General features: G+C 53.6%; 20 protein-coding genes and 1 tRNA gene. 15 read left to right on the forward strand and 6 right to left on the reverse strand.

Annotated features, from left to right (window positions below):
* Positions 1–171 precede the first annotated feature (171 nt).
* The 6 genes from OZX70_RS01560 (at position 172) to rplA (ending at position 4612) form a co-directional block, all read left to right on the forward strand.
* The gene (locus OZX70_RS01560) at positions 172–1377 is read left to right on the forward strand and encodes a pyridoxal phosphate-dependent aminotransferase (protein ID WP_277181486.1); all 1206 of its coding nucleotides are present in this window, start codon (positions 172–174) and stop codon (positions 1375–1377) included.
* 480 nt (positions 1378–1857) lie between these two features.
* A tRNA-Trp gene (locus OZX70_RS01565) sits at positions 1858–1933 on the forward strand.
* Between the two features lie 29 nt (positions 1934–1962).
* Positions 1963–2190 carry a preprotein translocase subunit SecE gene (secE, locus tag OZX70_RS01570; protein WP_277181489.1) on the forward strand — a complete coding sequence of 76 codons (228 nt, stop codon included), beginning with the start codon at positions 1963–1965 and terminating at the stop codon, positions 2188–2190.
* A gap of 30 nt (positions 2191–2220) precedes the next feature.
* Positions 2221–3114 (forward strand): transcription termination/antitermination protein NusG, encoded by an 894-nt coding sequence (gene nusG, locus OZX70_RS01575; RefSeq protein WP_277181492.1) that lies wholly within the window; start codon positions 2221–2223, stop codon positions 3112–3114.
* Between the two features lie 360 nt (positions 3115–3474).
* On the forward strand, positions 3475–3903 hold the full coding sequence (gene rplK / locus OZX70_RS01580) for a 50S ribosomal protein L11 (protein WP_277149067.1): 429 nt from the start codon (positions 3475–3477) through the stop codon (positions 3901–3903).
* A gap of 13 nt (positions 3904–3916) precedes the next feature.
* Entirely contained in the window at positions 3917–4612 is a 696-nt protein-coding gene (gene rplA / locus OZX70_RS01585) for a 50S ribosomal protein L1 (RefSeq protein ID WP_277181495.1), read from the forward strand.
* Positions 4613–4895: 283 nt separating this feature from the next.
* Here the strand turns inward: rplA and OZX70_RS01590 are convergent, their stop codons facing one another.
* The 3 genes from OZX70_RS01590 to iolD all read right to left on the reverse strand — a co-directional run bounded on the left by OZX70_RS01590 (position 4896) and on the right by iolD (position 8903).
* Positions 4896–5933, reverse strand: a complete 1038-nt coding sequence (locus OZX70_RS01590; protein WP_277181498.1) for a transketolase C-terminal domain-containing protein — start codon at positions 5931–5933, stop codon at positions 4896–4898.
* On the reverse strand, positions 5930–6880 hold the full coding sequence (locus tag OZX70_RS01595; protein ID WP_277181501.1) for a transketolase: 951 nt from the start codon (positions 6878–6880) through the stop codon (positions 5930–5932). The genes OZX70_RS01590 and OZX70_RS01595 overlap by 4 nt, the downstream gene beginning before the upstream one ends.
* 148 nt (positions 6881–7028) lie before the next feature.
* Positions 7029–8903, reverse strand: a complete 1875-nt coding sequence (gene iolD / locus OZX70_RS01600; protein WP_277181503.1) for a 3D-(3,5/4)-trihydroxycyclohexane-1,2-dione acylhydrolase (decyclizing) — start codon at positions 8901–8903, stop codon at positions 7029–7031.
* A gap of 258 nt (positions 8904–9161) precedes the next feature.
* Here iolD and OZX70_RS01605 point away from each other — a divergent pair, with 258 nt between their 5' ends.
* The 3 genes from OZX70_RS01605 (at position 9162) to OZX70_RS01615 (ending at position 12329) form a co-directional block, all read left to right on the forward strand.
* The gene (locus OZX70_RS01605; RefSeq protein WP_277181504.1) at positions 9162–10625 is read left to right on the forward strand and encodes an NAD-dependent succinate-semialdehyde dehydrogenase; all 1464 of its coding nucleotides are present in this window, start codon (positions 9162–9164) and stop codon (positions 10623–10625) included.
* A gap of 124 nt (positions 10626–10749) precedes the next feature.
* Positions 10750–11562 (forward strand): helix-turn-helix domain-containing protein, encoded by an 813-nt coding sequence (locus OZX70_RS01610; protein ID WP_277181507.1) that lies wholly within the window; start codon positions 10750–10752, stop codon positions 11560–11562.
* 2 nt (positions 11563–11564) lie between these two features.
* On the forward strand, positions 11565–12329 hold the full coding sequence (locus OZX70_RS01615) for an IclR family transcriptional regulator (RefSeq protein ID WP_277181509.1): 765 nt from the start codon (positions 11565–11567) through the stop codon (positions 12327–12329).
* 131 nt (positions 12330–12460) lie between these two features.
* Here OZX70_RS01615 and OZX70_RS01620 read toward each other — a convergent pair whose 3' ends face one another.
* Positions 12461–13690, reverse strand: a complete 1230-nt coding sequence (locus OZX70_RS01620; protein ID WP_277181511.1) for an MFS transporter — start codon at positions 13688–13690, stop codon at positions 12461–12463.
* A 434-nt stretch (positions 13691–14124) separates the two neighbouring features.
* Between OZX70_RS01620 and iolB the strand changes: the two genes are divergently transcribed.
* From iolB to OZX70_RS01640, 4 genes are all read left to right on the forward strand, one after another.
* Positions 14125–15006, forward strand: a complete 882-nt coding sequence (iolB, locus tag OZX70_RS01625; RefSeq protein WP_277181513.1) for a 5-deoxy-glucuronate isomerase — start codon at positions 14125–14127, stop codon at positions 15004–15006.
* Positions 15007–15187: 181 nt separating this feature from the next.
* Entirely contained in the window at positions 15188–16240 is a 1053-nt protein-coding gene (locus OZX70_RS01630; RefSeq protein WP_277181515.1) for a 3-isopropylmalate dehydrogenase, read from the forward strand.
* A gap of 135 nt (positions 16241–16375) precedes the next feature.
* The gene (locus tag OZX70_RS01635) at positions 16376–17245 is read left to right on the forward strand and encodes a sugar phosphate isomerase/epimerase family protein (RefSeq protein WP_277181517.1); all 870 of its coding nucleotides are present in this window, start codon (positions 16376–16378) and stop codon (positions 17243–17245) included.
* 354 nt (positions 17246–17599) lie between these two features.
* Entirely contained in the window at positions 17600–18418 is an 819-nt protein-coding gene (locus tag OZX70_RS01640) for an HNH endonuclease family protein (protein WP_277181519.1), read from the forward strand.
* A gap of 153 nt (positions 18419–18571) precedes the next feature.
* Here OZX70_RS01640 and OZX70_RS01645 read toward each other — a convergent pair whose 3' ends face one another.
* Together OZX70_RS01645 and OZX70_RS01650 are read right to left on the reverse strand one after the other, a co-directional pair.
* Complete coding sequence (locus OZX70_RS01645; protein WP_277181521.1) at positions 18572–20347, reverse strand: MFS transporter; 1776 nt, start codon at positions 20345–20347, stop codon at positions 18572–18574.
* A 259-nt stretch (positions 20348–20606) separates the two neighbouring features.
* The gene (locus OZX70_RS01650; RefSeq protein WP_277181523.1) at positions 20607–22346 is read right to left on the reverse strand and encodes a sugar transferase; all 1740 of its coding nucleotides are present in this window, start codon (positions 22344–22346) and stop codon (positions 20607–20609) included.
* 254 nt (positions 22347–22600) lie between these two features.
* On the opposite strand from OZX70_RS01650, the gene OZX70_RS01655 reads away from it, so the two are divergent.
* Entirely contained in the window at positions 22601–24427 is a 1827-nt protein-coding gene (locus tag OZX70_RS01655) for a DUF4012 domain-containing protein (protein WP_277181525.1), read from the forward strand.
* A 219-nt stretch (positions 24428–24646) separates the two neighbouring features.
* Entirely contained in the window at positions 24647–25768 is a 1122-nt protein-coding gene (locus OZX70_RS01660; RefSeq protein ID WP_277181527.1) for a glycosyltransferase family 1 protein, read from the forward strand.
* The last annotated feature ends 86 nt before the right edge of the window (positions 25769–25854 follow it).

The following is a 25854-nucleotide window of genomic DNA, read 5'->3' on the forward strand; positions in this document are numbered from 1 at the left end:
GTGATGATGGTGCAAGAAATGTAGCGTTGGGATGGCGTCAGTGACCCATTCCTTGCACAATTATTGGCCCGGCGATGTTGCGCATTCCGTTATATGCCCATCTGCCTTGCCAATTCGTCACTGCGGTCTAATCTTAAGTTGGTAATTGCCAGCAAGATGCGGGAGACGAAAATGGCAGAGTGGCAGACGTTGAGTGATCGTGTGAATTCCGTGGCGCCGAGCGCCACCCTGGCCGTGGATTCCAAGGCGAAGGCGATGAAAGCCGCGGGCGTCAATGTCATCAGTTACGGCGCCGGCGAACCCAATTTCCCGACTCCTGATTACATCGTCGAGGCGGCGGCCACGGCGTGTCGCGATCCGAAAAACCACCGTTACACCCCGACGCCAGGGCTGCCGAAGCTTCGCCGGGCCATCGCCGAAAAAACGTTGCGCGACTCCGGCTACGAGATTTCGCCGGATCAGGTCGTGGTGACCAACGGCGGTAAGCAGGCCGTGTACGAAGCGCTTCAGGTCATTGTCAATCCCGGTGACGAAGTCATTATTCCCGCCCCCTACTGGACCACCTATCCCGAGGCCGTTCGACTTGCCGGTGGCAAGCCCGTCATCGTTTTCAGCGGTGCAGAGAATGGCTTCGAGCCGACCGTCGAAGCGTTTGAGGCCGCGCGCACGCCACGCACCAAAGCCATCTTCATCAACACTCCCTCGAATCCGACCGGAGCGGTTTTCAGCGAAGAAACGTTGCGTGCCGTAGGGCTGTGGGCCTTGGAACATCACGTATGGATCCTGAGCGACGAAATCTACGAACATCTTACGTATGACGGCGAGAAGACCGCATACATCGGTGCCGTCGTGCCGGAAGTGCGCGACCAGCTCATCGTCCTGAACGGCGTGGCCAAGACCTACGCCATGACCGGTTGGCGCGTCGGCTGGCTTATCGGCTCCGTGCCGGTGGCCAAGGCCGCCGCCAAACTGCAGGGCCATATGACCTCCAACGTTGCCGACGTGTGCCAGCAGGCCGCGTACACGGCGGTTTCCGGCTCGCTCGACGCGGTGGCGATGATGCGCAAGTCGTTCGACAAGCGCCGCAAAGCCATCGTCGCCGGCCTCAACGCGGTAAACGGCGTCACCTGCCGTGCCGCTAAAGGTGCGTTCTATGCTTTCGCCGATGTCACCGCCTTGCTGAACCGTCCAATCGGCAACGCCGGAAAGACGGCCAAAAATTCCTCTGAACTGGCCGCGTTGTTGCTCGATGAAGGTCATGTTGCCGCAGTGCCTGGAGAAGCATTCGGCGCGCCCGGTTTCCTGCGTTTCTCGTACGCACTCGCCGACGATGATCTGGTCGAAGGCATGCGTCGTTTCAAGCAATGGGTCGGCTGAAACCATAGGCTGGGGCAAAGCGAGAGAAGCGGAAAATCTGAGCTTTTAGTCTGTTGGCGTCCCCGCCGATTACCCTATCGCGGTTTGTGCAGCCTCCTCTTCCGGATGTTTCGGTGTAAGATTTGTTGTTTTTTGGGAGTCTTGGTGCACCAAGTGGCTCGTTTTTGTGGGATTTGGTGGTGATTCTTCTGTTTTTGGGGGTCTTGGTGCGCCAAGTGGCTTGTTTTTGTAAGAATTGGTAGTGATTCTTTCATTTTTGGGTCGCTTGGTGCACCAAGACCCCCGATTTTGGCGGATTTGATCATGAAGTTTCCGGCAACTATGACAAACAATAATTGAGCAGCCTCTATCTACTTAAGGTACCGTCGGCTTCACCGCGACACGTGGAGTGGACGAAACCACGAAAAGAGGCTAAACTATTTCCTCGGCGGTTTATGTCGCATGGTCTCGTGCTTCGAGTATCGTGGACAGAGTTCACCTAGGGAAGTGGCGCAATTGGTAGCGCAACGGTCTCCAAAACCGTAGGTTGTGGGTTCGAGTCCCGCCTTCCCTGCCAAGTAATCACAAGCCAAACGAAGGACGGATATGGCGAAGGCACACGAGTCTGAAGAGAGCGTCAAGCCGAATATTTTCATGCGTATCGGCTTGTTTATTAAGCAGGTTATCGACGAGTTGCGTAAGGTCGTCACCCCGAGCGCCAAGGAACTAGCCGGTTGGTCCGTTGCGGTGTTTCTTTTTGTGGTCATTCTGATGGCGCTTGTTTCGGGTATGGACTTCGGCCTTGGCAAGCTGACTCTTTGGATCTTCGGCTGAGCATAAACGATTTTAAAGGTGACTAACAGTATGGATAATGAAGTAAATCTCGAGGGCTTGGACTCGTTGCCCGATTTGCCGGATGATGATCAGACCGGAACTGCGGCTTCCAGTGCCGATAATGCGGCTGTTGATGCCGTTGCGGGTATCGAGAACGCAGGTACGTCAAATAAGGCTTCCGATGATTCTGCGAATACTGCTTCCGCTGAGGATTCTCAGGTGGCTGAAAATACAGACAAAAGCGCCGCTGACTCGGCTGATGCCAATACCGGCGCAACCGCCGATGATGCTGCAGAAAACGTCGAAGATGCTGGTGCCAAGGCCGTGGAGGAATTTTCCAAGAGTCTGCGTGGTCTGGACGGTAAGTGGTATGTGCTCCATACTTATTCCGGCTACGAAAAGCGCGTGAAGGCCAACGTCGAATCCCGTATTCAGAGCTACGGCCTCGAAGACCAGATCTTCCAAATCGAAGTGCCGATGGAAGAGGTCGAAAAGCATACCGATAAGGGCAAGAAGGTTGTCACCCGTGTGCGTGTGCCAGGCTATGTGCTCATTCGTATGTGGCCTGACGAGAACGCTCGCCGTATCGTCCGTGAGACGGAAGGTGTCACCGGTTTCGTAGGTCCCACCAAGGAGCCGGCACCGCTGAGCCGCAAGGAAGTCGTCAAGATGATGGCTCCGATGATTGCTTCCCAGGCATTGAAGGAAGCGGGTGACAAGCCTGCCGCAGCCAAGAAGCGCACTGTCGAGGTATCGTACAAGGTCGGTGATCAGGTCACCGTCATCGACGGCCCATTCGCCACGATGGCCGGCGCGGTTTCCGACGTCGAGCCCACCACGCAGAAGCTCACCGTCCTGGTCTCCATCTTTGGCCGCGATACACCGGTCGAGCTTGGTTTCAGCCAGGTCGAAAAGATCGTCTGATTTCGTTTCGTTTGGTTCTTTAATAACGGTGCCGCAGTCCCCAAGGTCTGCGGCACCGTTCGTATCAGTGTCATTGTTGCTGATTTGAGCGATAATGATTGCCGAATGAGCACTATTATTGTCGTGCTTACTTGGAATAATAGAAAGGCTTGTGTCTGGAGGGGAGACCCGCTAGCACAGCACAGCAATATCAGTTGCGGGAGGAGACCCGTGACACTTGATATACCAACGGTTTATGGGTGGTTCAGTTGGTTGCTTATCGCAAGATGACAATGAACGGAAACGACTGAAACCTGATATATCGCAAGGTGTCGTGGGCGACCGTCATTACCGCACGGACAATGAAAAGGAGCCATTTCTATGGCTAAGAAAAAGGTCACTGCGCTGATCAAGCTGCAGATCGAGGCCGGCAAGGCCAATCCTGCCCCGCCGCTCGGTCCTGCCCTCGGTTCGCACGGCGTCAACATCATGGACTTCTGCAAGTCCTACAACGAAGCGACGAAAGACAAGATGGGACAGGTCATCCCTGTCGAAATCACTGTCTATGAAGATCGCTCGTTCGATTACATCCTTAAGACCCCGCCGGCCGCAGCGCTTCTGCTCAAGGCCGCAGGTATCAAGAAGGGCACCGACAACCCGCTGACTCACAAGGTCGGTTCCGTCACCTCGGCTCAGGTCCGTGAGATCGCCGAGACCAAGATGGCCGATCTGTCCGCTCGCGACGTCGAGGCCGGAATGAAGATCATCGCGGGCACCGCCCGTTCGATGGGCATCACGGTCGAAGGCTGAGGGAGGAACACAGATGGCTAACAAGCATTCCAAGAAATATCGTGAATCGGCCGAGAAGGTCGACGGCAGCAATCTGTACACCGCTTCCGAAGCTATCGCTCTGCTGAAGAGCATGCCCGAGCGCGGTTTCGATGAGACCATCGAAGCCACCTACCGCCTGGGTGTCGACCCGCGCAAGGCGGACCAGCTGGTCCGTGGCGTGGTCAACCTGCCCAACGGCACCGGCAAGACCGCTACGGTCCTCGTGTTCGCACGTGGTCCAAAGGCCACCGAGGCTGCCGAAGCCGGAGCCGACATGGTCGGTGACGACGACATGGTCGCCAAGGTGCAGGGCGGCTTCCTCGACTTCGATGCCGTGGTCGCCACTCCCGACATGATGGGCAAGGTCGGCCGTTTGGGCCGTGTGCTCGGCCCCCGTGGCCTCATGCCGAACCCGAAGACCGGCACCGTGACCATGGATGTGGCCAAGGCTGTCAAGGATATCAAGGGCGGCAAGATCGAGTTCCGCGTCGACAAGAACGGCAACCTGTCGTTCATCATCGGCAAGAAGTCGTTCGATCAGAAGGCTCTGGAAGAGAACTTCCAGGCCGTGGCCGCGGAGATCAAGCGTCTGCGTCCTTCCACCGTGAAGGGCCGCTACATCTCCAAGGCGACGCTCACCTCGACGATGGGCCCCGGCGTTCCGCTGGACCTCGCCCCGCTCGTCTGAAGTGCGTGAAGCGTCTAAAGCGTAGTTAATCGATAAGTTGCCCGGTACCCCAAAGAGGTGCCGGGCAACTTTGATTTTGTCCAAAACAATGTTGTGAAGTGTCTACTCCTGCCGCGCCCAATCACGGCCTTAAGCAGCGTATTCCGTCTTATCACCCGTGGGCAAGATCAGAGGTTCCGAACTACCCATGGCTGGGCATTGCTCGGAACCTTGATGGTTACTTGTATATGTGTATCAGCTACATTGCGCCGGAAATGGAAAACGCGCGATCAGGCATCTATTTCTACGCAATGCCCACAGTCTCTTCCACCTTCTGTGCCACGCGTTGTGCGGAAAGTCCATAGCGGTCCAGCAGGAAATCGTTGGGCCCGCATTGCGTCCATTCGTCATTGAGACCGATGCGGACTACCTGAGGGGCCATGGCGTCTGCCGTTGCCGAACCGTGCACGCCGGGCTGTGCGCTCCGCGGCCGGCCGGCGACGATTTCGCTGACGAGTCCGCCGATTCCACCATAGATGGAATGTTCCTCGACAGTGAAAACGTAGCGTGCGTCGCCGATGGCTTCCAGAATCGCGGTTTCGTCCAGAGGCTTGATTGAAGGCAGATGGATGACGGTGGTCTGCAATCCAGCGGACGCGAGCAGATCTGCGCTTTCCAGCGTACGAATACTTTGCGCACCCGTCGAGATCAGGACTACAGAGCCGTAAGTGGATGTTGAATCGCTGTTTATGCTTGTCTTTGAACTGGCCATATCGGAGGCTTTACGCAGCACCTTTGGCTGTCCAATGGCGAAACCATCGTCATTGCCGGCTTCGGGCAAATCCCCGGCATCGTCGCGTGAAAGACGCAGATAGACCGGCATGTCATAGCCGGTGGCCCACCGCACGGCTGCCTTCGTTTCCTCCGCATCGGCGGGGCTGAGCACGGTCATATTCGGCATTGCCCGCATAATCGCGATATCTTCCACGTCTTCGTGCGTCTTTCCCGACGATCCATTGAGCAGCCCGGAATAGGCTCCGCCGAATTTTACGTTCATATGGGTCTGGGAAACCAGCATACGGATTTGATCGAGCGAACGCTGGGTGAAGAACACGCCGAATGAGGAAAGCCAAGGAATGAATCCCAGACTTGCCAGACCAGCTGCCATCCCCACGGCATTTTGCTCGGCTATGCCGGCTTGTATAAAGCGTTGCGGATAGGCTGATTCGAACAGTGTCGCCTTGGTCGATGGCGCGAGGTCGGCGTCGACCACCGTCAGCTTGTCGTTGTCTCGCCCCAGTTCGACCAGAGTCTCACCCCAGGCCTGTCTCATAGAAGTCATGATTGTTCTCCTTCTCGCGTCGATATTGCGGATTTGTCTTCTTCACCCTGCTTGAGTTCATCCCGTGCTATGGCCAGTTGTTCGGGCGTGGCGACTCCGTTGTGCCACTTATAGGTTCCCGAAGTGAAACTCACGCCGGCGCCTTTGGTGGTTTTGGCGAGGATGATCGAAGGTTTCCCGCTTCCGCGGTTCGCCATGGCCTTGTCGAAACCGCCGAGGATGCTCGTAAAATCGTTACCGTCGATTTCGATGACATTCCAACCGAAGCCGTGGAACACGCTGGGCAGGTCGACATGCCCAAGCGGTTCCCCTCGGTCGAAGCGATCATTAGGCCCGGCTTCCCATCCATAAAGTTCGAGGCCGTTTAAATCGATGATGGCGGTGAGATTGTCAAGCTTGAAGCGCGGAGCGCTCAGTATCGCTTCCCAGACCATTCCCTCCTGGCATTCTCCGTCACCGAGCATGACCCAGGTGTGGAAACTCTTGCCAAGTTTTTTGGCTCCGAGCGCCATACCGATTCCTACCGAAAGCCCCTGTCCGAGAGATCCGCTGGATATATCGATACCAGGGGTTTTGAGCATGTCCGGGTGCCCTTGGAGTCTGGAATCACCATGGTCGAAGGTCTTGAGCTCCTCGATCGGGAAATATCCGCGCATGGCCAGCACGGAATAAAGTCCGATGGCGTTGTGCCCCTTGGAGAGGATGAACCTGTCACGATGCGGATCGTCAGGGTGTTCGGGGTCGATGTTCAACTGGCGGAAATAGAGGGCGACGAACATGTCCATCGCCGAAAGCGGTCCGCCGATGTGCCCGGCTTTCGAGGCCGCGACGGTGCTCATCACCAGCCATCTGCCTTTGCGCGATAGCGCTTTGAGGGTTTCGATGTCGACAGGTTCACTCGGAGATTGCGTTGTCGATTTTTTGTTTGTTGTGTTGTGGGTATTCATGATTCTGTCTTTGCCGGATCGTGGTTTGTGAAATTTGTATTAAAGGGATAAACGAAAAACGCCGGCTCCCGAATCGAGAACCGGCGTTTCCGATACGTATTGGAACGTCATGGGCTTTTATATGCGATGCACGTTGCCAGAGTCAGATTTAGAGATACAGCTTCTGCTTGGTGTCCCTGGTTTCCAGATACTGCTCGTTCGCTTTCTGTGAGGACTCGAGGTGTGCCACTTCCGGGGTTTCGACGTCCCACCAGGCATCGGCGGAATTGTCGCGCATCACCTCATCCACCTTGACACACACGGCAGTGATCTCATCGGAGTCGACGGCTTTCTTCAGGTCCTCGCGCAGCTCGTCGGCGTTCTTGGCCGTATACGCCGTAACGCCATAGCCTTCAAGGATCTTGGCGAAGTCGATCTGGAGCGGCTTGTTGTGGTCCTCAAGTCCGTCGGCGCCCTTCACACAGAATTTCGTCTCAAAGCCCTGCGAGCCGATCTGATGGGACAGAGAATCGATCGAGCCGAAACCATTGTTGTCGACGACGATGAGAATGATCTTCTTGTGCTCCTGGATAGCGGTCAGTACGTCCTGATGGTACATGAGGAACGAGCCGTCGCCGATGAAGGTGAAGATCTCGCGGCTTGGATCGGCGATTTTCATGCCCAGGCTTGCCGGAATCTCGTAGCCCATGCAGGAGTAGCCGTATTCCACCGAATAGCCGAGCGGTGAACCCGGCTTCCAGAGCTTGTGCAGATCGCCTGGCATCGAACCTGCCGCATTGACCACCACGTCCTGCGGCCCAGCGAACTCGTTGACGATACCGATGACCTCTTTTTGCCCCAAGGCCTCGACGCCATCGACATGCTGGATCTGGTGGTCGATTTCGGCTCTGGTTTCGTTGGCAGTTTTGACGACCTCGCGGTAGTAGTCCTCCGGTACGCGCCAGCCCTCAAGCGCCTTGTCCAGTGCCGTGATGGATTCCCGTGCGTCTCCGAGCACCGGGGTTGCCGCTTCCTTGTAGACGTCGAATGCCGCCACGTTGAGGTTGACGAATTTGACATCCGGATTCTGGAACATCGTGTTCGAAGCCGAGGTGAAGTCGGTGTAGCGGGTGCCGATACCGATGATGACATCGGCGTCGTGTGCCAGCCCGTTGGCGAACCGCAGTCCGATCGAGCCCATCGGCCCGACGTTGAGTTCGTGCTCATATGCCACGGCTCCCTTGGCCGCCTGCGTGGAGCTGACTGGGATGCCGGTGTGCTCGATGAAAGTGGTGAGCTCTTTGCACGCGTCGGAATAGACGGTTCCGCCACCGGCGATGATCAGCGGTCGCTTGGAATTGCGGATGATTTCCGCGGCTTCCTTCAATGAATCCTCATCGGCACGTGTGCGCGGAATGCGCCATACCCTTTCACGGAAGAACGAGGTCGGGTAATCGTAGGCCTCACCCTGCACGTCCTGGGGAAGGGCAAGGGTGACGGCACCGGTTCTCGCCGGGTCGATCAGCGTGGCCATTGCGGTCATCAACGCGATGGGCAGCTGCTCCGGACGGTTGATCCGATCCCAGTACCTGCTGATCGGCCTCAGGGTGTCATTGGTCGTGATGTCATAGGATTGCACGTTTTCGATTTGCTGCAGCACCGAGCCGCTGCGACGGGTCGCGAAGGAATCGCTGGGGAGCAGCAACAGTGGCAGATGGTTGACGGTTGCGGTTCCGGCCGCGGTCACGAGATTCGCGGCACCTGGCCCGATGGAGGTGGTCACGGCCATGCAGCCAAGGCGGTTCTTCATTCTTGCGTAACCGACGGCGATATGGGCCATGCCCTGTTCGTTGCGGCCTTGGATGAAGGGGATACGTTCTTTCTCTTCGAGTAAGGCCTGCCCCAAACCACCGACATTGCCATGGCCGAGAATTCCCAGAACGCCTCCGAAGAATGGTTGTGTCTTTCCGTCGCGTTCGACTTTCTGTGCCTCCATAAACCTTGCGATTGCTTGGCCTACGGTGAGTCTGATTGTCTTTGCCATCTTGAAACTACCTCGTTTCGTATCGTTTGTAATTCACATCATTAGTGAACTGCGGCCTCGGTTGGCACCGTTGTCGCGGCCTACCGCTCAATCTCGTTGGAGTGGACGGAAATATACGGTTCACGTCAATTTGATTGGCTTATTAATAAAATACCATATATTGGACATAATGTCTAGAATATAGTAGATTTAATAGTGAAAATTTTAGTATTATTTAGCTGAAGCCCATCTTTGGCTACAGCTTACAAAGGAGCAACAATGGCTTGGAAATATGATGTAAACACCATTCTTCCTAAGAATGGCGCCACTTTGTTCATCGATGGCCAGTGGCGCGAAGCAGCCAATAAAACTACTTTTGAAGTGGACAATCCATCCGATGGAGGATATCTGTTCGATGTCTCCGACGGCAACGGAGAAGATGCCAAATCGGCTCTTGATGCCGCAAGCGCCGCACAGGAGGGCTGGGCCGAATCCAGTCCTGTCGAGCGGCGTGACCTGTTGGAACGGGCTTATGAAGCAGTGATGGATAATAAGGAAAAGTTCGCCGAACTGATGACCCGTGAAATGGGCAAAAGCTACAAAGAATCGCTCGGCGAAGTCAATTATGGTGCAGGCTTCCTCAAATGGTTCGCCGAGGAGGCGATGCGGGAATACGGTCGCACCTTCCATCTGCCGGATGGCCGCAAAGGCCTGGTCACCCACGATCCCGTTGGGCCTTGCTATCTGGTGACCCCGTGGAACTTCCCTCTGGCGATGGGTACCAGAAAGATCGGTCCTGCGCTTGCTGCCGGTGACACCATGATCGTCAAGCCCGCCGGGCTTACGCCTCTGACCACTTTGGCGCTGGTCGAGGTGTTGCGTCAGGCCGGCGTGCCCAAGGGTGTGGTCAATGTTGTCACGACCGTGCACTCCTCAGAGATTTCGGATGTGCTGCTTGCAGACAGGCGTCTGCGCAAGATCAGCTTCACCGGTTCCACGCCAGTGGGTGTCAAACTCATGCAGCAGGCTGCGCCCAACGTGCTTCGTACTTCCATGGAGCTCGGTGGCAACGCCCCGTTCCTTGTTTTCGACGACGCCGACATCGACAAGGCCGTCGATGGGGTCATGATGGCGAAATTCCGTAATTACGGTGAGGCATGCACCTCGGCCAACCGCATCCTGGTGCAGGAAAGTGTGGCCGATGAATTCGTGGCCAAGCTCAAGGAGCGTGTGGATAAGATGGTGGTCGGCGACGGCATGGACGAAAAGACGGACATCGGCCCGCTGGTCAATGCCAAGGCTGCTGATCGCATGGAACATATCGTCAACGATGCCATTGAACATGGCGCGACGCTGGTGAGTGGCGGTCATCGTGACCCGCATGGGCCTTGCTTCTTCGAACCCACGGTTCTCGACAACGTCCCGCGTGACGCGGAGGTCTTCGTTGACGAGATCTTCGGCCCGGTTCTGCCGATCAGTCGTTTCGAGACCGATGAGGAGGGTATGGATGCCGCCAACGACACGGTCTATGGTCTTGCCGCCTATGCCTACACCACTTCGTTGCGCCGCAGCGAATGGGTGCAGAAGCATGACGAATCCGGTGTGCTGGCCATTAATTCGGGAGTGCTTTCGGATGCGAGCGTGCCCTTCGGCGGCGTCAAACAGTCGGGCGTAGGCCGTGAGGGTGGTGCCGAGGGCATCTTCGAATACATGACCACGAAGTATACGTTGATAATCCCGTAAAAAAGACAATCTGTCCATTAAACGTAATTATTGTCACTGTTTGACTTCTTTATAGCCTACTCTATTTCATTTTCCTCGACGATGAAGTAGAGTAGGCTATATCTTATAAGAAAGAGAGTCATTCATGACCGAGGATTCAACGGCCGTTTCAAGCAAAGGTGTGGGGACGCTGGTAAAGGTCAAAGCCGTTCTCGACGCTTTGCGTGATTTCGGTCCGTGCAACATCAAAACCATCAGTGAGTCTGTCGGCGAACCTGCCAGCTCAACGTATCGTTTGCTCAACAACCTCATCAAGCTTGGTTGGGTCGACAAGGGGGCCAAGCGTGGCGAGTACCGTCTTGGCATTGGCGTGATTCGCATCGGTGGTCAGATCGAAAGCCGTCTCGATATCCAGAACATCGCACACCGTTGCTTCAAGAGTGAACCTCAAAGCAACGGAACGTGGAGCCTGTTCGTCCGCCAAGGGCTGCGGTCGGTATGCGTGCAGATGGGGTTCACAGGAGTGAGCCTTCTGCGTTCGCCTGCCGTCGGGTATTCTTTGCCGATAGGCCTGGGCGCGCCTTGTGATGCCATGCTGGCGTTTATGGACGAGACGCGTTTCGAAACCCTTATCGAGCATTATCGCTATGAAGCCGATGCCGGCGGATTGCTTGCCACCTTCCGGGAGCGCTCTGTGGCGATGGCTGCCGAGGTTCGCGCACGTGGATATTCCTATGATGTCGATGTGACCGTTCCGGGTGTGTTGACCATCGGAGCCCCGGTATTCGATCATAATGGAGAATTGCGGGCATCGGTGTGTTTCAGCGGTTTGCGCCGTGATGAGGAAAAGCATATAGGTACCAAAGACGGGCCGACAGATGCCATCGAGGCGCTTTTGCGCGTCGCGTCGCGTATCTCGCAAGGATTGGGATACACACCCCATGAAGGTCAGGAGTGAGCATGGCGGAGATTGAAAACGAGAAAGAACCCAATGGTGTCCTGTTCAAAGCAGGCAAGGTCGTCGAGGCTCTGGCGGACGACAATGGCATGGGGCCGGCGGAAATTGCCGACGTCTGCGATATTCCGCGTTCTTCAGTGTATCGCATACTTGATGGTCTTACCGATGTCGGATTGGTCGAGTCCAACTCAGGTGTATCGTATTCGCTTTCTCTGGATTGGCTGCGTTTTGCCGATGCTGCGCGTAATTCGCTGACCGAATGGTCGAACGCCACCGATCTGTTGCATGAATGTACGGGCAATGTCGGTCTGACCTCGTTCCTGACGATGGTCAGCGGATATGAGACGGTTTGTGTGCAGTGGGCCAAGGGGCCTGGCAATGACGCGCTGATTCTGCGCCCCGGTGGCACGTTGCCGTTTTTCGGCGGTGCTGCAGGACGGGTGTGTCTGGCATACAGTTCCGAAGAGATCGGCGATGCGTATCTGCGCAATGCTCCATTCGAAGGTTATAACGAAAACTCATTGGTCACGGCTTCCGCTTTGCGCCGCGATATGAGAGAAACCCTTGCGAGGGGTTACGCCATTTCGGATGAAGACGTGACCATTGGTGTCGGCTCGATCGGCGTGCCGATTTTCGGCTCTGATGGCAAGACGGTGGTAGGGGCGTTGTCGACCGGAGGTTTCGTCGATGTCGTGCTGCCGCGTGGCGAGGAACTCGCACAGACGCTCTTTGACTATGTCGGTCGTCTCGGAGAATTTAAGGCCTAAATAAGCCGATAACCATGCTTTTGATGTCATACGCCGATTGATGGAATGAACAGATGACAACATGCCGTTGGCCGGACCTACGTAGCGCAGGCCCGGCCAACGGCATATTATTTTATTTTTGATATACGCTGTTACGCCTCTTCAGAATCCTTCTTCTCGGAGGAATGATAGCGCTTGTTGACGATGCCCATCACCACGCCCACGACGCACAGGATCAGAGCGATTACGGCCACGATACCCAGGCTGCTCTGTACCGCCTGGTTGCCGGTGGCGCTCATCTTGCCAATGATTCCCGGGATGGTCAGGGAGCCGATCATGCCGAAGAAGAAGTCCGCGGCGAAAATCGAACCATAGTAGCTGGGGTCGAATTTCGCGTCCGTGACGCCGAGGATGGTCGGATAGATCGGTGCGAAGACCAGGCCCGCGATGAAGACCATGGTCGCGGCCACTCCGACGGTGCTGTTGACCACCATCACGCCAATGGCAATGGCCGCGATAAGCGCCGCTCCCGCGATGACTTTGGAGCCGATGGCCGTCAGGCCCTTGATGGCAGAGCTGGCGAATCGGCCAATCATCATGGCCACGCCGAACAGGCTGAGTACCAGAGCTGCGTTGGACACGGCGTTGGCATTGCCGGCGTTCTTGAATGCCTGTGTCATGTACGGCTTGATCCAGGTGGACATGCTGGACTCCAAAGCCTCATAGCAGAACAACGCCGCAGCCGCGATGATGACAGGTCCTTGCGTAATGACCTTGAGCGCCTTCTTCAGCGAGAATCCGGAGGAGGCGGCGGGGAACTTCGAGACCGCGGAAATAACGAGGAAGCAGGCGAAGACCACGGCCAGCACGAGCACCGAGGCGCGGTAGTTGCCGCCGAACATGTGCACCAGCGGGAAGAGCAGCGGGGTGAGCACGTAACCCAGGCCGAAGAAGCCGTTGCCGAAGTTGCTCGCACGGGCCGGTTCTTTGCCTTCGAAAAGCACCACCGGCAACAGTGTATTGCCTGAAGTGTTCAGGCACATCATCCCGATGCCCAGGAACGCGCATGCCACAAGCGCCAGGCCGTAGGAGTTCGCAACGGCAAGAAGAATGAGACCCAGCGTATCTGCGGCGAACCCGGTTATAAATACCGGCTTATATCCGAATCTATCGACCAACGGGCCGGCCAGCATCACTGCCACCAATCCCGCGAGATAGAAGGCCGTCACCAGCGTTCCCAGCTTTCCGTTGTTGATGCCGAGCCCGGCCTTGAGCTCCTCCGATACCGATCCCAAAAGAATTGAGGCCACGCCTACCGCGAATGTCGCCATGATGGCGACGGCCGAGGCCTTTCTCGATGTGGATTTTGTCAGGGATGTCATCTTGATCTCCTTTGTTGAAGTGTCGGTAGGAACCGGTCCGGTACCTGAAGACGCACGGCGATGGCCTTACAGCCGTCATGCGTTTTCGAGATGCTTTCCATGTGCCACCGCGATTTCTTCTTCGAAATATTGATGTTCGGTTATGTGTCATTGGCTATGGTGGCCAACGTGGGTCTGTTCGGACCGTTGGTATGCGCATTGGTATACGCATGAATTCATCTATAGTATTATCATATTTTGGTATCTATGTCCATTTAACGGAGATTTATTTTCATAAAAAAGGAAAATCTGGTTATCTATCGTTTAATAGTGGACATGTTGACAATTATAAGAACGTCGCTACAGTTACAGATAAGGCCATAGCGTGGGCGGCGGATGATGGTGTCCGTCATCCGACGGTGGCTGCAGGCAAGACGATATGGAAAGGTGACATTATGGCTCAGTGGATTTACCCGAACGGAAGCGCCGGGCAAGGGGACTGGGAAGTCTCTCTGGGGGGTAGCGATTCCCCCGAAGTAAAAGGCTGGCAATATACGGGCATTCGCGTGGCTTCCACGGTGGCTGGTCAGGTGCTGCGGCTGCCGGCTGCGGATGAGGAACGGATTGTGGTGCCGCTTTGCGGGGCGTTCGATGTGCGCTCGCCGCGCGGAAGCTATCATCTTCGTGGCCGTAAGGATGTCTTCAGTGCCGCCACGGATACCGTGTATATAGGTGCCGGCAGTGAGATCGAGATATTCTCGCCGAATGTCGGTCGTGTCGCTGTGGCCAGCGCTCCAGCGACGAAAGCATTCCCTGACCGGTTGGTGAAGGCGCAGGACGATGATATCGCGCTTCGCGGAAACGGTCCGATTTCCAGGGAAGCCCGCAATTTCGGTATGCGGCAGAACATCGAGGCCGAGCGCATCCAGGTCTGTGAGGTCATCACCCCATCTGGTTCATGGTCAAGCTACCCGGTGCACAAGCATGATGTCGAAACGCCGGGCGAGACGAAACTCGAGGAGATCTATTACTTCGATATGCAGCCTTTGCCTGGAGCTCCAAAAGAAGCCGACCCCATCGCCTATCAAGGCGCGTCGTCCTCGGACGACCGTCCGCTGGACATCATGACTGAAGTTCGTCCGGGCGACACCGTGTTGATTCCTTACGGTTGGCATGGCCCTTCCATTGCCGCTCCTGGCTATGACCTTTATTATCTCAACGTCATGGGTGGCCCAGGCGAACGGGATTGGCGGGTCTCTGTCGCGCCTTCGCAGAATTGGGTATACGAGGCGTTGAAAGATGTGCCGAGGAACCCGCGTCTTCCGTTCGAAAGCTGAAGTCGGCTCTTGTTCTCAATGATTGATGTGAGTGTCTAAATTGAGATATTTGCATTAAAATATGGGATTATTGTTGTCGTAATTCAGATAAATAGAAGAAATATTTTAAAATAACAGAAAAAATGTCCAGAAAATGAGAGTTTTAAGTTGATTATTTGGATAAAACAGTTAGGATGAAAGCATGACTCAACAAACATCAAAGAAGATTCTAAATATAGCGGTCATCGCCGGCGACGGCATCGGCAAGGAAGTCACTCCCGAAGCCCAGGCCGTTCTCGACAAAGCCGCACAGGGCGATGTCTCCTTCAACTACACCGATTATGACCTCGGCGCGGAGCGCTATCTGCGTGATGGCACGTTGCTCACCGACGAGGATCTCGCCTCCATCGGAGAAAAAGACGCGATCCTGCTCGGTGCCGTCGGCGACCCTCGTGTCACTTCCGGTATCCTTGAGCGCGGTCTCTTAATCAAACTGCGCTTCGCCTTTGATCAGGGCGTGAACCTTCGTCCTTCCAAGCTCTATCCCGGCGTGTCTTCTCCGTTGAAGAATCCGGGCGACATCGATTTCGCCGTTGTCCGTGAGGGGACCGAGGGACTGTATTCCGGAATGGGCGGCATCATCCGTCGCGGGACCGATCAAGCCATCGCCACCGAAATCTCGATGAACACCGAGTTCGGTGTGGAACGCGCCGTACGCTACGCGTTTGAGCTTGCCCGCAAGCGTGACGGCAAGAAGAACGTCACCATGGTCAACAAGACCAATGTGCTCGTGCACGCTGGGGCCTTGTGGCTTGACGTGATGGAAAAGGTGGCCAAGGACTATCCTGACGTCACTTGGGATTATCTGCACGCCGACGCCTGCACCATCTTCATGGCTACGAATCCCTCGCGTTTCGACGTTATCGTCACCGACAATCTCTTCGGCGACGTGCTGACCGACCTCGCAGGTGCGGTGGTCGGGGGAATCGGCTATTCGGCTTCCGCAAATATCAACGTCGCCAATGAGCATCCCTCGATGTTCGAACCGATTCACGGTTCAGCGCCTGACATCGCCGGTAAGAGCATCGCCAATCCGACTGCCGCCATTGTTTCCGTGGCGATGTTGCTCGAACACTTCGGTTATGACGCGGCCGCGAATCGTATTCATCGCGCTGTAGAGGCTGACATCGCCGAAAACGCGTCCAAGAAACGTTCGACCCATCAGATCGGCCAGGACATTCTGAACCGATTGTAAATATAGCTGTGCCGCCGTGGTTATGGCGGTCTTCCTTGTGCGACGTGCCAATCCGTCACACAAGGAACTCCCTTCCTGCGAGGTTGCCGGGACGGGAATGATCTTAAAAATTCACCAGCAAAGGAGTTGATGAGAATGAAAATAGCATTGGACCCAACGCCGTTCTATTTCGACGTGAAGCTGCTCGATTTGCCCCAGGCCGTCGCGGACGCGGGCTATCACTATATGCAGCTGGCGCCGCACGACGATTTCCTGCCGTTCTACACCCATCCGAAGGCCGACGACGAATTGGTCGACGATTTGAAGAAGGCTTGCAAGAACGCCGGAGTCGAACTCGTTTCGCTGCTGCCCGTCTACCGGACCAGCTGGCCTGACGAGCGCGAGCGCGTTTGGGCAGTGCGCAATTGGAAGCGTGCCATCGAGATTGCCGCGCGTCTTGGCGTACGGACGATCAACAGTGAATTCAGCGGTATCCCGGAGCGCTATGAGGAGTCGGAGGCCGGATTCTACGCCACCATGGAAGAGATTCTGCCGATACTCGAACGTGAAGGCATCGCCCTGAACTTCGACGCGCATCCTTATGATTTCGTCGAGAACCGCATCGCCGCAGACCGTGTTATTCGCGGGCTCAATTCACCTCTTGTCGGTTCGGTTTACGTGGCTTGCCATACGTTCCATTACGGCAATGTCCTGCACGAGGCCGCGGCCGAGGAAGGCGACAAGCTCAGGAGCGTCTACATCTCCGACAGCTATGACCACACCCGTTCGCATAACCTGCGCTATATCGCCAATCCTCCGGGGACGAACGCCCGCGTTCACCAGCACCTGAAGGTCGGTGATGGGGACGTCGATTTCAAGGATCTATTCGCCACCCTCAAGGCCAATGGTTTCCTCGATCGCGAGGATTCAATCATCTGCTCCAACGTCTTTGCCGAGGATGAGACCGCGCATGATACTTCGGTCTATCAGCGTGAGACCATTGAGCGTTTGGTGAGCGAGGCCTAGCCGTTTGATTAAAGAACGTAGCGTGAGTTAATAGCAAAAAGAGAATAGCCGGTTCGTTGTGTTTCAGACGGATCGGCTTTTTCTTGTGCCTTTTAGTTGCTGTATAAATTATCTTCTTGCCTTCTGTATAGCTATTTTCTTCAACTTTGATCGCGACTTCTAGATCGGTAACATCATCTTCTATATGGCTACTTTTAAGTTGAACGTAATATCAAGAAATCTTGATTTTCCTGTAAATCGGTGTTCGGCTCTTGCATTTTCCTCTGGTTTTTTATATTCCTGAATTGCTGCTGGAGTGGTTATCTCGTTGCATTTTGCTGTGATGAGGAACATTGGAAAGGACTAAAGGAAAACATGACGATTTGGCATGCTAGAGGGACGTGTCGGCGGAAGTCCAACAACTATGACCATCGAGTTGTTCAAGGCGGCAAGAGGGCCAACAGCGCCCATTTCCGACAGCGTCGGGTCAATCTTGACAGCCTGCTGGTACGATTCTTGATTCTGTTGATGGTGGCCAGTCTTATCGGTATCGGTTTTGGGCTGATACTGCCGAAAGTGAGCAAGCCGTTCGCGCAGATGACCGGACAGTATGTGGCGACCGGACCGGTGGCGCAGGTGCTGGCGACGTTGCCAGTGGACGATCACCCGAGCACTCGCGGCTACGACAGGGATTCGTTCGGCTATAACACCACCGACGATGACGGTAACGGCTGTACCATTCGTGACGACATCCTCAAACGAGACATGACAAGCGTCAGATACAAGGCGCCAAGCGCCTGCCAGGTCAAAACCGGTGCTTTGCAGGAACCGTATACCGGCAAGTCCATTCGTTTCGTGCGTGGAAAGCAGACGAGTGCGGCGGTGCAGATCGACCATGTGGTCGCGCTAGAGAACGCATGGCAATCGGGCGCGAGTAAGTGGGACGCGGCGACGAAACAGCAATACGGCAATGACGCTTACAACTTGCTCGCCGTCGACGGTCCAGCCAATCAGCAGAAGGGTTCCGCCTCCGCTGCCTACTGGCTACCCATCAATCGCAGGTTCCGCTGCTCCTATGTCGCCCGACAGGTCGGCGTGAAGCAAAAATATAACCTCTCGGTGACCACTCCCGAAAAGCAGGCCATTTCAAAGGTGCTGAAAACGTGTCCGGCGCAGCAGATTCCGAAAGAGTGAAGAGAAAGGCTAGATACAGCATCAAGCTGTGAGACGTTGCAAGTTACGAGAAGTGGCTGGAACGGCGAAGTATATATGAAAACGCCGATACACAATCTTGGATTTCAAGAAGTGCATCAGCGTTTTCATGGTTCAGGAATGGCCTATGACCTATCAGGCTTGCTTGTGCAAGTGAATGCGGGGGACGCGGACGTGACGTAGGGTGCGGTTGGCGAGGTCGCGGGCCGACCCGGCGCCTTGTCCGCGCACGCCGAAGAGTACGAGCGTGACCATGCCAAGAGCGATCACCGAGCTGATGATCAGCGACATCCTGATGCCCCAGACATTCGCGAGGATGGCCGCATTATGGCCGGAACCCATGAACGGCCTGAAGACCTTCGTGAATTCTTCCATCAGGATGACCAGCACAGGTGCACCGATGGCTCCGGATATCTGCCGGACCGTGTTCGTGACGGCGGAACCTGCGGAAACGCTTCCGGGGGTGAGGCAGTTGAGCGACCATGTGGTGATGGGCATGAGGACGAATCCCATACCGATCTGGCGAATGAACTGGCAGATCGAGACCCACCAGATCGGCACGCCCATGCCGATGAAACTCATCATGATGGTACCGGTCATCAGCGTGAAGGAACCGAGTAATGCCACCGGGCGGGCGCCGAATTTGTCGAGCAGCCTGCCGCCACCGAACTGCGAGATGCACTGGCCGAGCGCGCCGGGAAGCATCACCAAGCCGGAAATCGTGGCGGAATAGCCGCGATCGTTTTGGATGAAGAGCGGAATGATGACGGTGATGGAGCTGAAAGCGAAGAAGCTCATCGCGGCAGTGATGGTGCCGACGCGGAAGTTCTTGTTCTTGAGCACGGTCAAATCAAGCAGCGGCGGTTGAAGCTGACGGATTTTCTCGATCTGCTCGCGGACCTTGGGCGTTTTGAAATGCTCTTTGAGCTTGGCGGCCGAATCCGGATCAGCCTTGAGCCTCTTGATGGCGGCGCGCAACTCGGCCACGTTCTGCGGCCGGTCGGCTTCTTCCTGCAGGTGTTCGTTTTCCTCGAGTCCGTCAAGAAGTTCCTTGAGTTGGGCCTTGTAGCGCTTGGCACCCTTGAGCTGGCGGACGACGAACCAGACGATACCGACGAGGCCGACGGCCATGGGCAGCCAGACCACGGGAGCCGTGAACGCATAGGCCTCGATATTGGTGAAACCGAAAAGAAGGCCGCCGAAACCGATGACCGAAAGGCAGACCGAGAAGAAGTCGGCCTTGGCTTCGTTGTCTCGCTCGCCGAAGTTATGCAGGAAGAAGATGGCGAGCACCAGCGCGATCGCGCCGACGATGGTCAAGCTTACGAAGATGGAGCGCCAGCCGTTGGCATCGGTCTGCCAGCCGCCGAAGGTCGGGCCGATGGCGGGGGCGACGCTCATGGCCACGCCCACGGTTCCCATGGCCACGCCGCGTTTCGACATCGGGTAGACCGAGAAGACGATGATCTGCAACACCGGCCACATCACGCCGGAGCCGATGGCTTCGAGCGTGCGGCCTGCGAGCACGAGGATGAAGGTCGGGCCGAACCAGGCGAGCACCGAGCCGAGCGTGAAGATTACCATCGAGGTGATGACAATCTGGCGTGTGGAGAAACGACGCGTCAGGTAGGCGGTCAGAGGCACCATGACGCCCTGGACGAGCTGGATGACGGAGGTCAGCCACTGGCCGGTGGTTACGTTGATGTGGAACTCAGAGACGATGGTCGGCAGTGCGGCGCTCAGTTGCAGCTGGGTGAAGTTACCGATGAAGGTGATAAAGGTGAGAATGGCGATGGAGACGAAAGCCGCATGGCTCAGATGTCCGTCGACGTAAGATTCTTCTTTGGTGAGGGCTTTCGACAAGGATGGTTTCGAGGGAGATTTCGCCGGTGTTTGCTTGTCTTCAGACACGATCAGTCATTCCTTCTTTGCTGTGCTGAAATTTTCATTATTACTACCTGCATACGTATTCCACTATATCCAAAAGCATTCGATTATGACGTCAGCGGAGCAGAAAAAAATATTCACTGCCGTCTCAATTAACTCGGTTCAGATTACACCACCAGCAGGATGGCTGACACGGGTTGTGTCGCACATCGGGCATAGGGAAATGCCTCGAGTTGAGAATAGGCGGCACGTGCGTAATCTAATACGTAGAAGCTTGCAAGTGTCACACGCCGGTGCCGCGGAAAACGGCCATAACAGTTTTGAGCAGAATGGCGATGTCGCCGGTGAAGGACCAGTTCTCAACGTACGAAATGTCGAGCTGTTCGCTTTCTTCCTGACTTAAAGTGTTGCGTCCGGAAATCTGCCAGGGACCGGTGATGCCTGGCTTGACCAAGAGGCGTGCGGAATAAAGCGAACCGTATTGGTCCACCTCGTACTGTTGCTGTGGGCGGGGCCCGACGAGGCTCATATCGCCTTTGAATACGTTGAAAAACTGGGGGAATTCGTCCAGCGATGTCTTACGGATGAAGTGGCCGAACTTGGTGATGCGTGGATCGTCTTCGGCCTTGAACAAAATGCCGTGTACGTTTCCGGTCTCTTCAGCCACCTTTTCGTCGTATTTGTCTGCATTCACGCGCATCGAACGGAATTTATAGAGTGTGAACGGCTTGCCGTAAAGTCCGATACGCTGTTGGGAATACAGTGCGGGGCCGCCGTCTTCGCTCTTGACACGGAAGGCAACAAAGGCCATCAGCGGCGAAGAAATGATGATAGCGATGCTGGACCCAACAAGGTCGAAGGCGCGTTTAAGTATTCTGGTCAATGTGGAATACTGCGGCAGCCTGGCCGTGAGCATTGGCATTGAGGGGTTGCTGCGCAGATGGAGCTGCGAGGATGCGATATCGGCGACGTTGGCCATGAAAGCAAGCTCGATGCCCATGGATTCTACCGCCAACGAGAAGGTGCGCATCGTCTCGGAATACCTGGACATTACGTCAGCAATCAGGATTGCCTGCGAGCCGAGTTCCCTCGCCTTTTGTGGTAAGTGAGAATCCATCGACAATATCCGCAGTTTCTGTTCTTCCGGGCAGGTGGCGCTGAATGGCACCGAAACGAGCTGCTGGGCGTTCGGGGAGTTTTGATTTTCAGAACTGTCGGAGACAGAGACCACGGGGCAGACCGCGACGGGCCTGTAGCCCATGCCAGGGTTTTCCTTGAGTTGCGCGATGACTTTATGTATTTCCTCAGGGGATCCGACAATAACAGTGTCATACATATAGGCATCTTTGCGGCGATGCCTGTGCAAAGAACGACGCATGATCCAACGTTCAAGCAACTCCAGCGCACACGAGCAAATCGGTATGAGAATGGTCAGTGAACGCGGAATATCGAGCTTGAAGATATAGCTGAACATGCAGATGATGACGAAATCAACCAAGGTTGCGTTCAGTATTTCGCTGTATAGCTCGTAACCTTCACCCATGGTATGCCGGTGGTAGATGTGCTGTGAGGCGAGGCTGACAATCCAGGCGACACAAATGAGTATGAGGAATTTATTGAGTCGGACAGGACCGGCGTCGGTGCCTTGTAAATTAGCATATGCATTCGGGTCAATTGCCAGTATGAACAGTGTTGCAAGAAGTGTCATTATCACGTCGAGCACAATCAGGGTAGCGTTGAAGATGATGCTCCATTTTGGAACTGAATAATTCAACAGCTGGTGTTTGGAATTCGTTGCCTTGGAATGGAACACGCCTTTGCTGTCCGAAAGGAAGTATGATCCGTCGAAAAAGCTGTTGCCGATGGATTCGTCTCCGAAATGGGGTCTGGATGAGGCGGTTCGTTTCTTGTGCTGTTCGGAAGTAAAAGAATGTGGGTCTTTCTTGGTTTTCAGGGTTTTGCCTTCAAATCGCGTGGCACTTGGGGTCTGTGCAATATGACCCGACTCGACTTTCTGTGCCACGATATGTAACTCCCTCTCTCTTATGGAACGATCCTGTTCCATACTATATAGTCTGATAGGCAAATAAAACCATACTATTGGTTTTTTCGGCGTGTGCTCACACTATTATTGCAAATATTCTATTGCTGAGACAGCCTATATTTCCATCATTCATTCCGACTTATACCGAATATGTGCAGAATTCACACCAAGGCGCAGAAATCCAAGGTAGTAGTGCATAATAGTTCATTGTTATCTCGGTGAAGGGAAATTTCATGCGCGAATCAAAAGGCAGGCATTCAGGGTCTACTAAGTCTGTTCATCGTCATCATGTTTGGCCGTGGGTCTTGTTGGTTATATTCGTGCTGTTGGTTGCCTTGGCCGGGGTTGGAGCATATGCTGTCAAGACCATGTATAGACAGGCTCAGGAAGTTAAAGAGCACGAGCAGAACGCTGTGACTATGCTTAGTGGGTTTTCAGGCACGGATAATCTCAATTCGCTTAATCAGATTTCTCAGAAGCTTTCACAGGTACAAAGTGAGACTCAGCAGGCCGACGATATTGCCCATGGTAAGTTGTGGAACCTTGCTGCTAAAGCTCCTTATATTGGTAACGATATCAAAACAGTGCAGGGTATGACTTCCACAGTAAATGGCATCGTCCATGATCCTGTTCCGAAATTTATTAATGTCCTCGATCAGCTTAAGTCCGCAAAATTCAGCGATGGCAATGGCCAAATCAATCTCCAGCCGGCTCTTCAGGCTCAAAAGCAGATAAAAGTTGCTAATGATGAAATGCAGACACAGGTGACAGCGTTCCATAAATTACCTTCGCAAAAGGCAAGATTTAGCATGGTACGTAATGCTTATGATTCTTCTGATAAGAAGCTGGATGCTCTGGCAAAAAAGGTTAATGAGCTTTCTAACACATTTCAAATTCTTCCGGATTTTCTTGGGGCCAACCAAACCCACCACTATGCAATAATGTCAATGACAACTTCAGAAACACGTTCGGCAGGTGGCCTTATTGGTTCCGTCGGGTTGATGACAACCAATAACGGACAAATTGCTGTAGGAGATTTCAAACCCAATGCAGATTATTATCCTTATGGTGCTGCAGATACCAACAGTGATGAAAGGGCTCTTTTCACCGATTGGGGCCCATTGAATATGTCCTTTGATATTCGTGATTTGGCGGTTTTCCCCGATACTGCAAGAACGGCTCAAGCTATGCAATCTATTTGGGGAAAGACTCCATGGGGTCGTCAACAACCTATAGATGGCATAGTGATGATGGATCCTGTATTTTTACAGGAACTTGTTAAAGTGAATGGGAATGTGACTCTTTCTAACGGTCAGGTGCTTACGGGTGACAATACCGCAGAATTTCTGCTTAATACGGTCTACAAAAATTACTCACCTGCGGCTCAGGATGTGGTTTTCGGAGAAGTGGCTTCCCAGGCTCTAAGCAGTATGTTTTCTGGCTTGAATCTAAACAAAATGGCGGTACTTACTCAGATATTAGGCACAATGTCCGAAGGCCGTCATTTCTCGGTTTATTCGTTCGATCAGAATCTTGAACAAAACTACATGAACAGTGGGTACACCGCACAGGCTCCAAATAGCGAAGAAAATCCGAAGGTCGGTGTTTACGTTACAGAACAGAACGCTTCCAAGATGGATTGGTATATTCATCGCACTTCAAAGATTACCAAGACAAGTACAAACCCATCCGGTGCTCAGACTTATCATGTTGATTACATGATGACCAACACCATTTCAGAGCAAGAACTTTACTCAGTTTCACAATATATCAGTGGCATGAGTGCAAACATGACTGGCTTAGGTGTAGAAAAAACGCTTATTTATGCACCTGCTGGTGGTTCTATTTCCAATCTCAAAGTAAGTGGTAAAGCGGATGCTCCCAAAGAAATGTCATTGGATGGGAAATCACTGTTCGCTAGCGTTGCTACAGTAGCTCCCGGAGCGTCGGTTACTTTCTCATTTGACGTAACAACCTCTTCTAAGACAGCTAGTGATCTTCGGCTTGACCAAACGCCAATGGGTTGGGAAGATTCCGGGATTACGTATATGAACTACTAGTTATCACTTTTGCTTAATAATTTTAATCTTTGTCGTATGTCATGAACAGGGTTTGAAAGGATATTTATGAGAAATTCTGCTCTCTTTTAAACAATTTTGTGTAGTTAAATACTTGTATAACTAAGAATAGTTATATTTTACAGATTTGTTGTTCTAATAATATATTTGATTTGTTATTGTTGTATATAGTTTTTCAGATTTAGAAGAGAAAGATAGTATATGGTAGACGACAGCCCCATCCGGATTTTGGTTGTATCTGGGCCACTTGTCCGTGGTGGTGCAGAAACCGTGACTATGAATTATTACCGACACTTTGATCGAGATAAAGTTCAATTTGATTTTCTGGTGCCTGATAACGGTGAATGTGGTGCTTATGAATCTGAGATTAAGGAACTAGGTGGAATTATCTACAAGACTCCTCCAATGCACGACTTTTTTCATTATATTTTTGGACTTCGGAAATTTTTCCGTGAACATAAAAATTATAAAATTATCCACTCAAATATCGATGAGCTCAGTTATTTGCCATTGCGTGTTGCCAAACAGATGGGAATTCCAGTGCGGATTGCCCATGCTCATACTTCACGAACAACAGGTAAATATTCATTGTTGCTAAACTATTTTCGGCGCAAATTGCCTAAATATGCGACTCATTATTTTGCATGCAGCGAAGTTGCTGGTAGATGGCTTTTTGGCGATAAAGCTGAAGATGATGGGAAAGTCGCCATCATCAAAAACAGCATTGATCTGAATGATTATGCTTTTTCCGAGTCTCGGCGAAGAACCGAACGCAAGCGACTTGGTATTCGGCAGTCTGAGTTTGTCGTTGGTACGGTTGGTAGATTGACGAAGGTCAAGAATCAGGGGTTTCTGCTCAAGATTTTTGCGGAAATCGTCAAGATGTGCCCTGACAGTCTTCTCTTGATAGTTGGAGATGGAGAGTTGCGTGAGGATTTGCAAGAAAAGAGCGTTCAGCTCGGAATACAGTCGAAGGTGAGGTTTACCGGTTCTGTTCCTGATGATTGGGACTATATGCAAGCTATGGACGCATTTGTCTTTCCGTCACTGTTTGAGGGGCTTGGAATGGCACTCATAGAAGCTGAGGTTGCAGGGCTGCCCTGTTTTACCTCTGATCAGGTGCCCCTTGAAGCCGACATAACGCAAGAAGTTTCTTTTATTCCAATCAATTCTTCACCAATGTATTGGGCTGAGCAGATTATGATGTTTCCGAAGCATAATCGTGTGGATCATGTTTCGGACGCTAAGGCTGCAGGAATGGATATTGTCACAGAGGCAGCTAAATTACAGAATTTTTATCTCACGGAATGGGAAAAGATCTAGGATGAATCTACTGGTGCTCAAGGTTGACGTTTTGAATTTAATTTCTGATTTTCCTGTGTGTTGATATGTTGGATGAATCAAGTTTT

This window comes from Bifidobacterium sp. ESL0732 (genome assembly GCF_029395535.1).
Classification (GTDB): Bacteria; Actinomycetota; Actinomycetes; order Actinomycetales; family Bifidobacteriaceae; genus Bifidobacterium.

What these genes read in the sequence shown, in the direction of transcription:
- OZX70_RS01560 (WP_277181486.1), top strand. Translation starts at nt 172, where the DNA reads ATGGCAGAGTGGCAGACGTTGAGTGATCGTGTGAATTCCGTGGCGCCG.
- secE (WP_277181489.1), top strand. Translation starts at nt 1,963, where the DNA reads ATGGCGAAGGCACACGAGTCTGAAGAGAGCGTCAAGCCGAATATTTTC.
- nusG (WP_277181492.1), top strand. Translation starts at nt 2,221, where the DNA reads ATGGATAATGAAGTAAATCTCGAGGGCTTGGACTCGTTGCCCGATTTG.
- rplK (WP_277149067.1), top strand. Translation starts at nt 3,475, where the DNA reads ATGGCTAAGAAAAAGGTCACTGCGCTGATCAAGCTGCAGATCGAGGCC.
- rplA (WP_277181495.1), top strand. Translation starts at nt 3,917, where the DNA reads ATGGCTAACAAGCATTCCAAGAAATATCGTGAATCGGCCGAGAAGGTC.
- OZX70_RS01590 (WP_277181498.1), bottom strand. Translation starts at nt 5,933, where the DNA reads ATGACTTCTATGAGACAGGCCTGGGGTGAGACTCTGGTCGAACTGGGG.
- OZX70_RS01595 (WP_277181501.1), bottom strand. Translation starts at nt 6,880, where the DNA reads ATGAATACCCACAACACAACAAACAAAAAATCGACAACGCAATCTCCG.
- iolD (WP_277181503.1), bottom strand. Translation starts at nt 8,903, where the DNA reads ATGGCAAAGACAATCAGACTCACCGTAGGCCAAGCAATCGCAAGGTTT.
- OZX70_RS01605 (WP_277181504.1), top strand. Translation starts at nt 9,162, where the DNA reads ATGGCTTGGAAATATGATGTAAACACCATTCTTCCTAAGAATGGCGCC.
- OZX70_RS01610 (WP_277181507.1), top strand. Translation starts at nt 10,750, where the DNA reads ATGACCGAGGATTCAACGGCCGTTTCAAGCAAAGGTGTGGGGACGCTG.
- OZX70_RS01615 (WP_277181509.1), top strand. Translation starts at nt 11,565, where the DNA reads ATGGCGGAGATTGAAAACGAGAAAGAACCCAATGGTGTCCTGTTCAAA.
- OZX70_RS01620 (WP_277181511.1), bottom strand. Translation starts at nt 13,690, where the DNA reads ATGACATCCCTGACAAAATCCACATCGAGAAAGGCCTCGGCCGTCGCC.
- iolB (WP_277181513.1), top strand. Translation starts at nt 14,125, where the DNA reads ATGGCTCAGTGGATTTACCCGAACGGAAGCGCCGGGCAAGGGGACTGG.
- OZX70_RS01630 (WP_277181515.1), top strand. Translation starts at nt 15,188, where the DNA reads ATGACTCAACAAACATCAAAGAAGATTCTAAATATAGCGGTCATCGCC.
- OZX70_RS01635 (WP_277181517.1), top strand. Translation starts at nt 16,376, where the DNA reads ATGAAAATAGCATTGGACCCAACGCCGTTCTATTTCGACGTGAAGCTG.
- OZX70_RS01640 (WP_277181519.1), top strand. Translation starts at nt 17,600, where the DNA reads ATGACGATTTGGCATGCTAGAGGGACGTGTCGGCGGAAGTCCAACAAC.
- OZX70_RS01655 (WP_277181525.1), top strand. Translation starts at nt 22,601, where the DNA reads ATGCGCGAATCAAAAGGCAGGCATTCAGGGTCTACTAAGTCTGTTCAT.
- OZX70_RS01660 (WP_277181527.1), top strand. Translation starts at nt 24,647, where the DNA reads ATGGTAGACGACAGCCCCATCCGGATTTTGGTTGTATCTGGGCCACTT.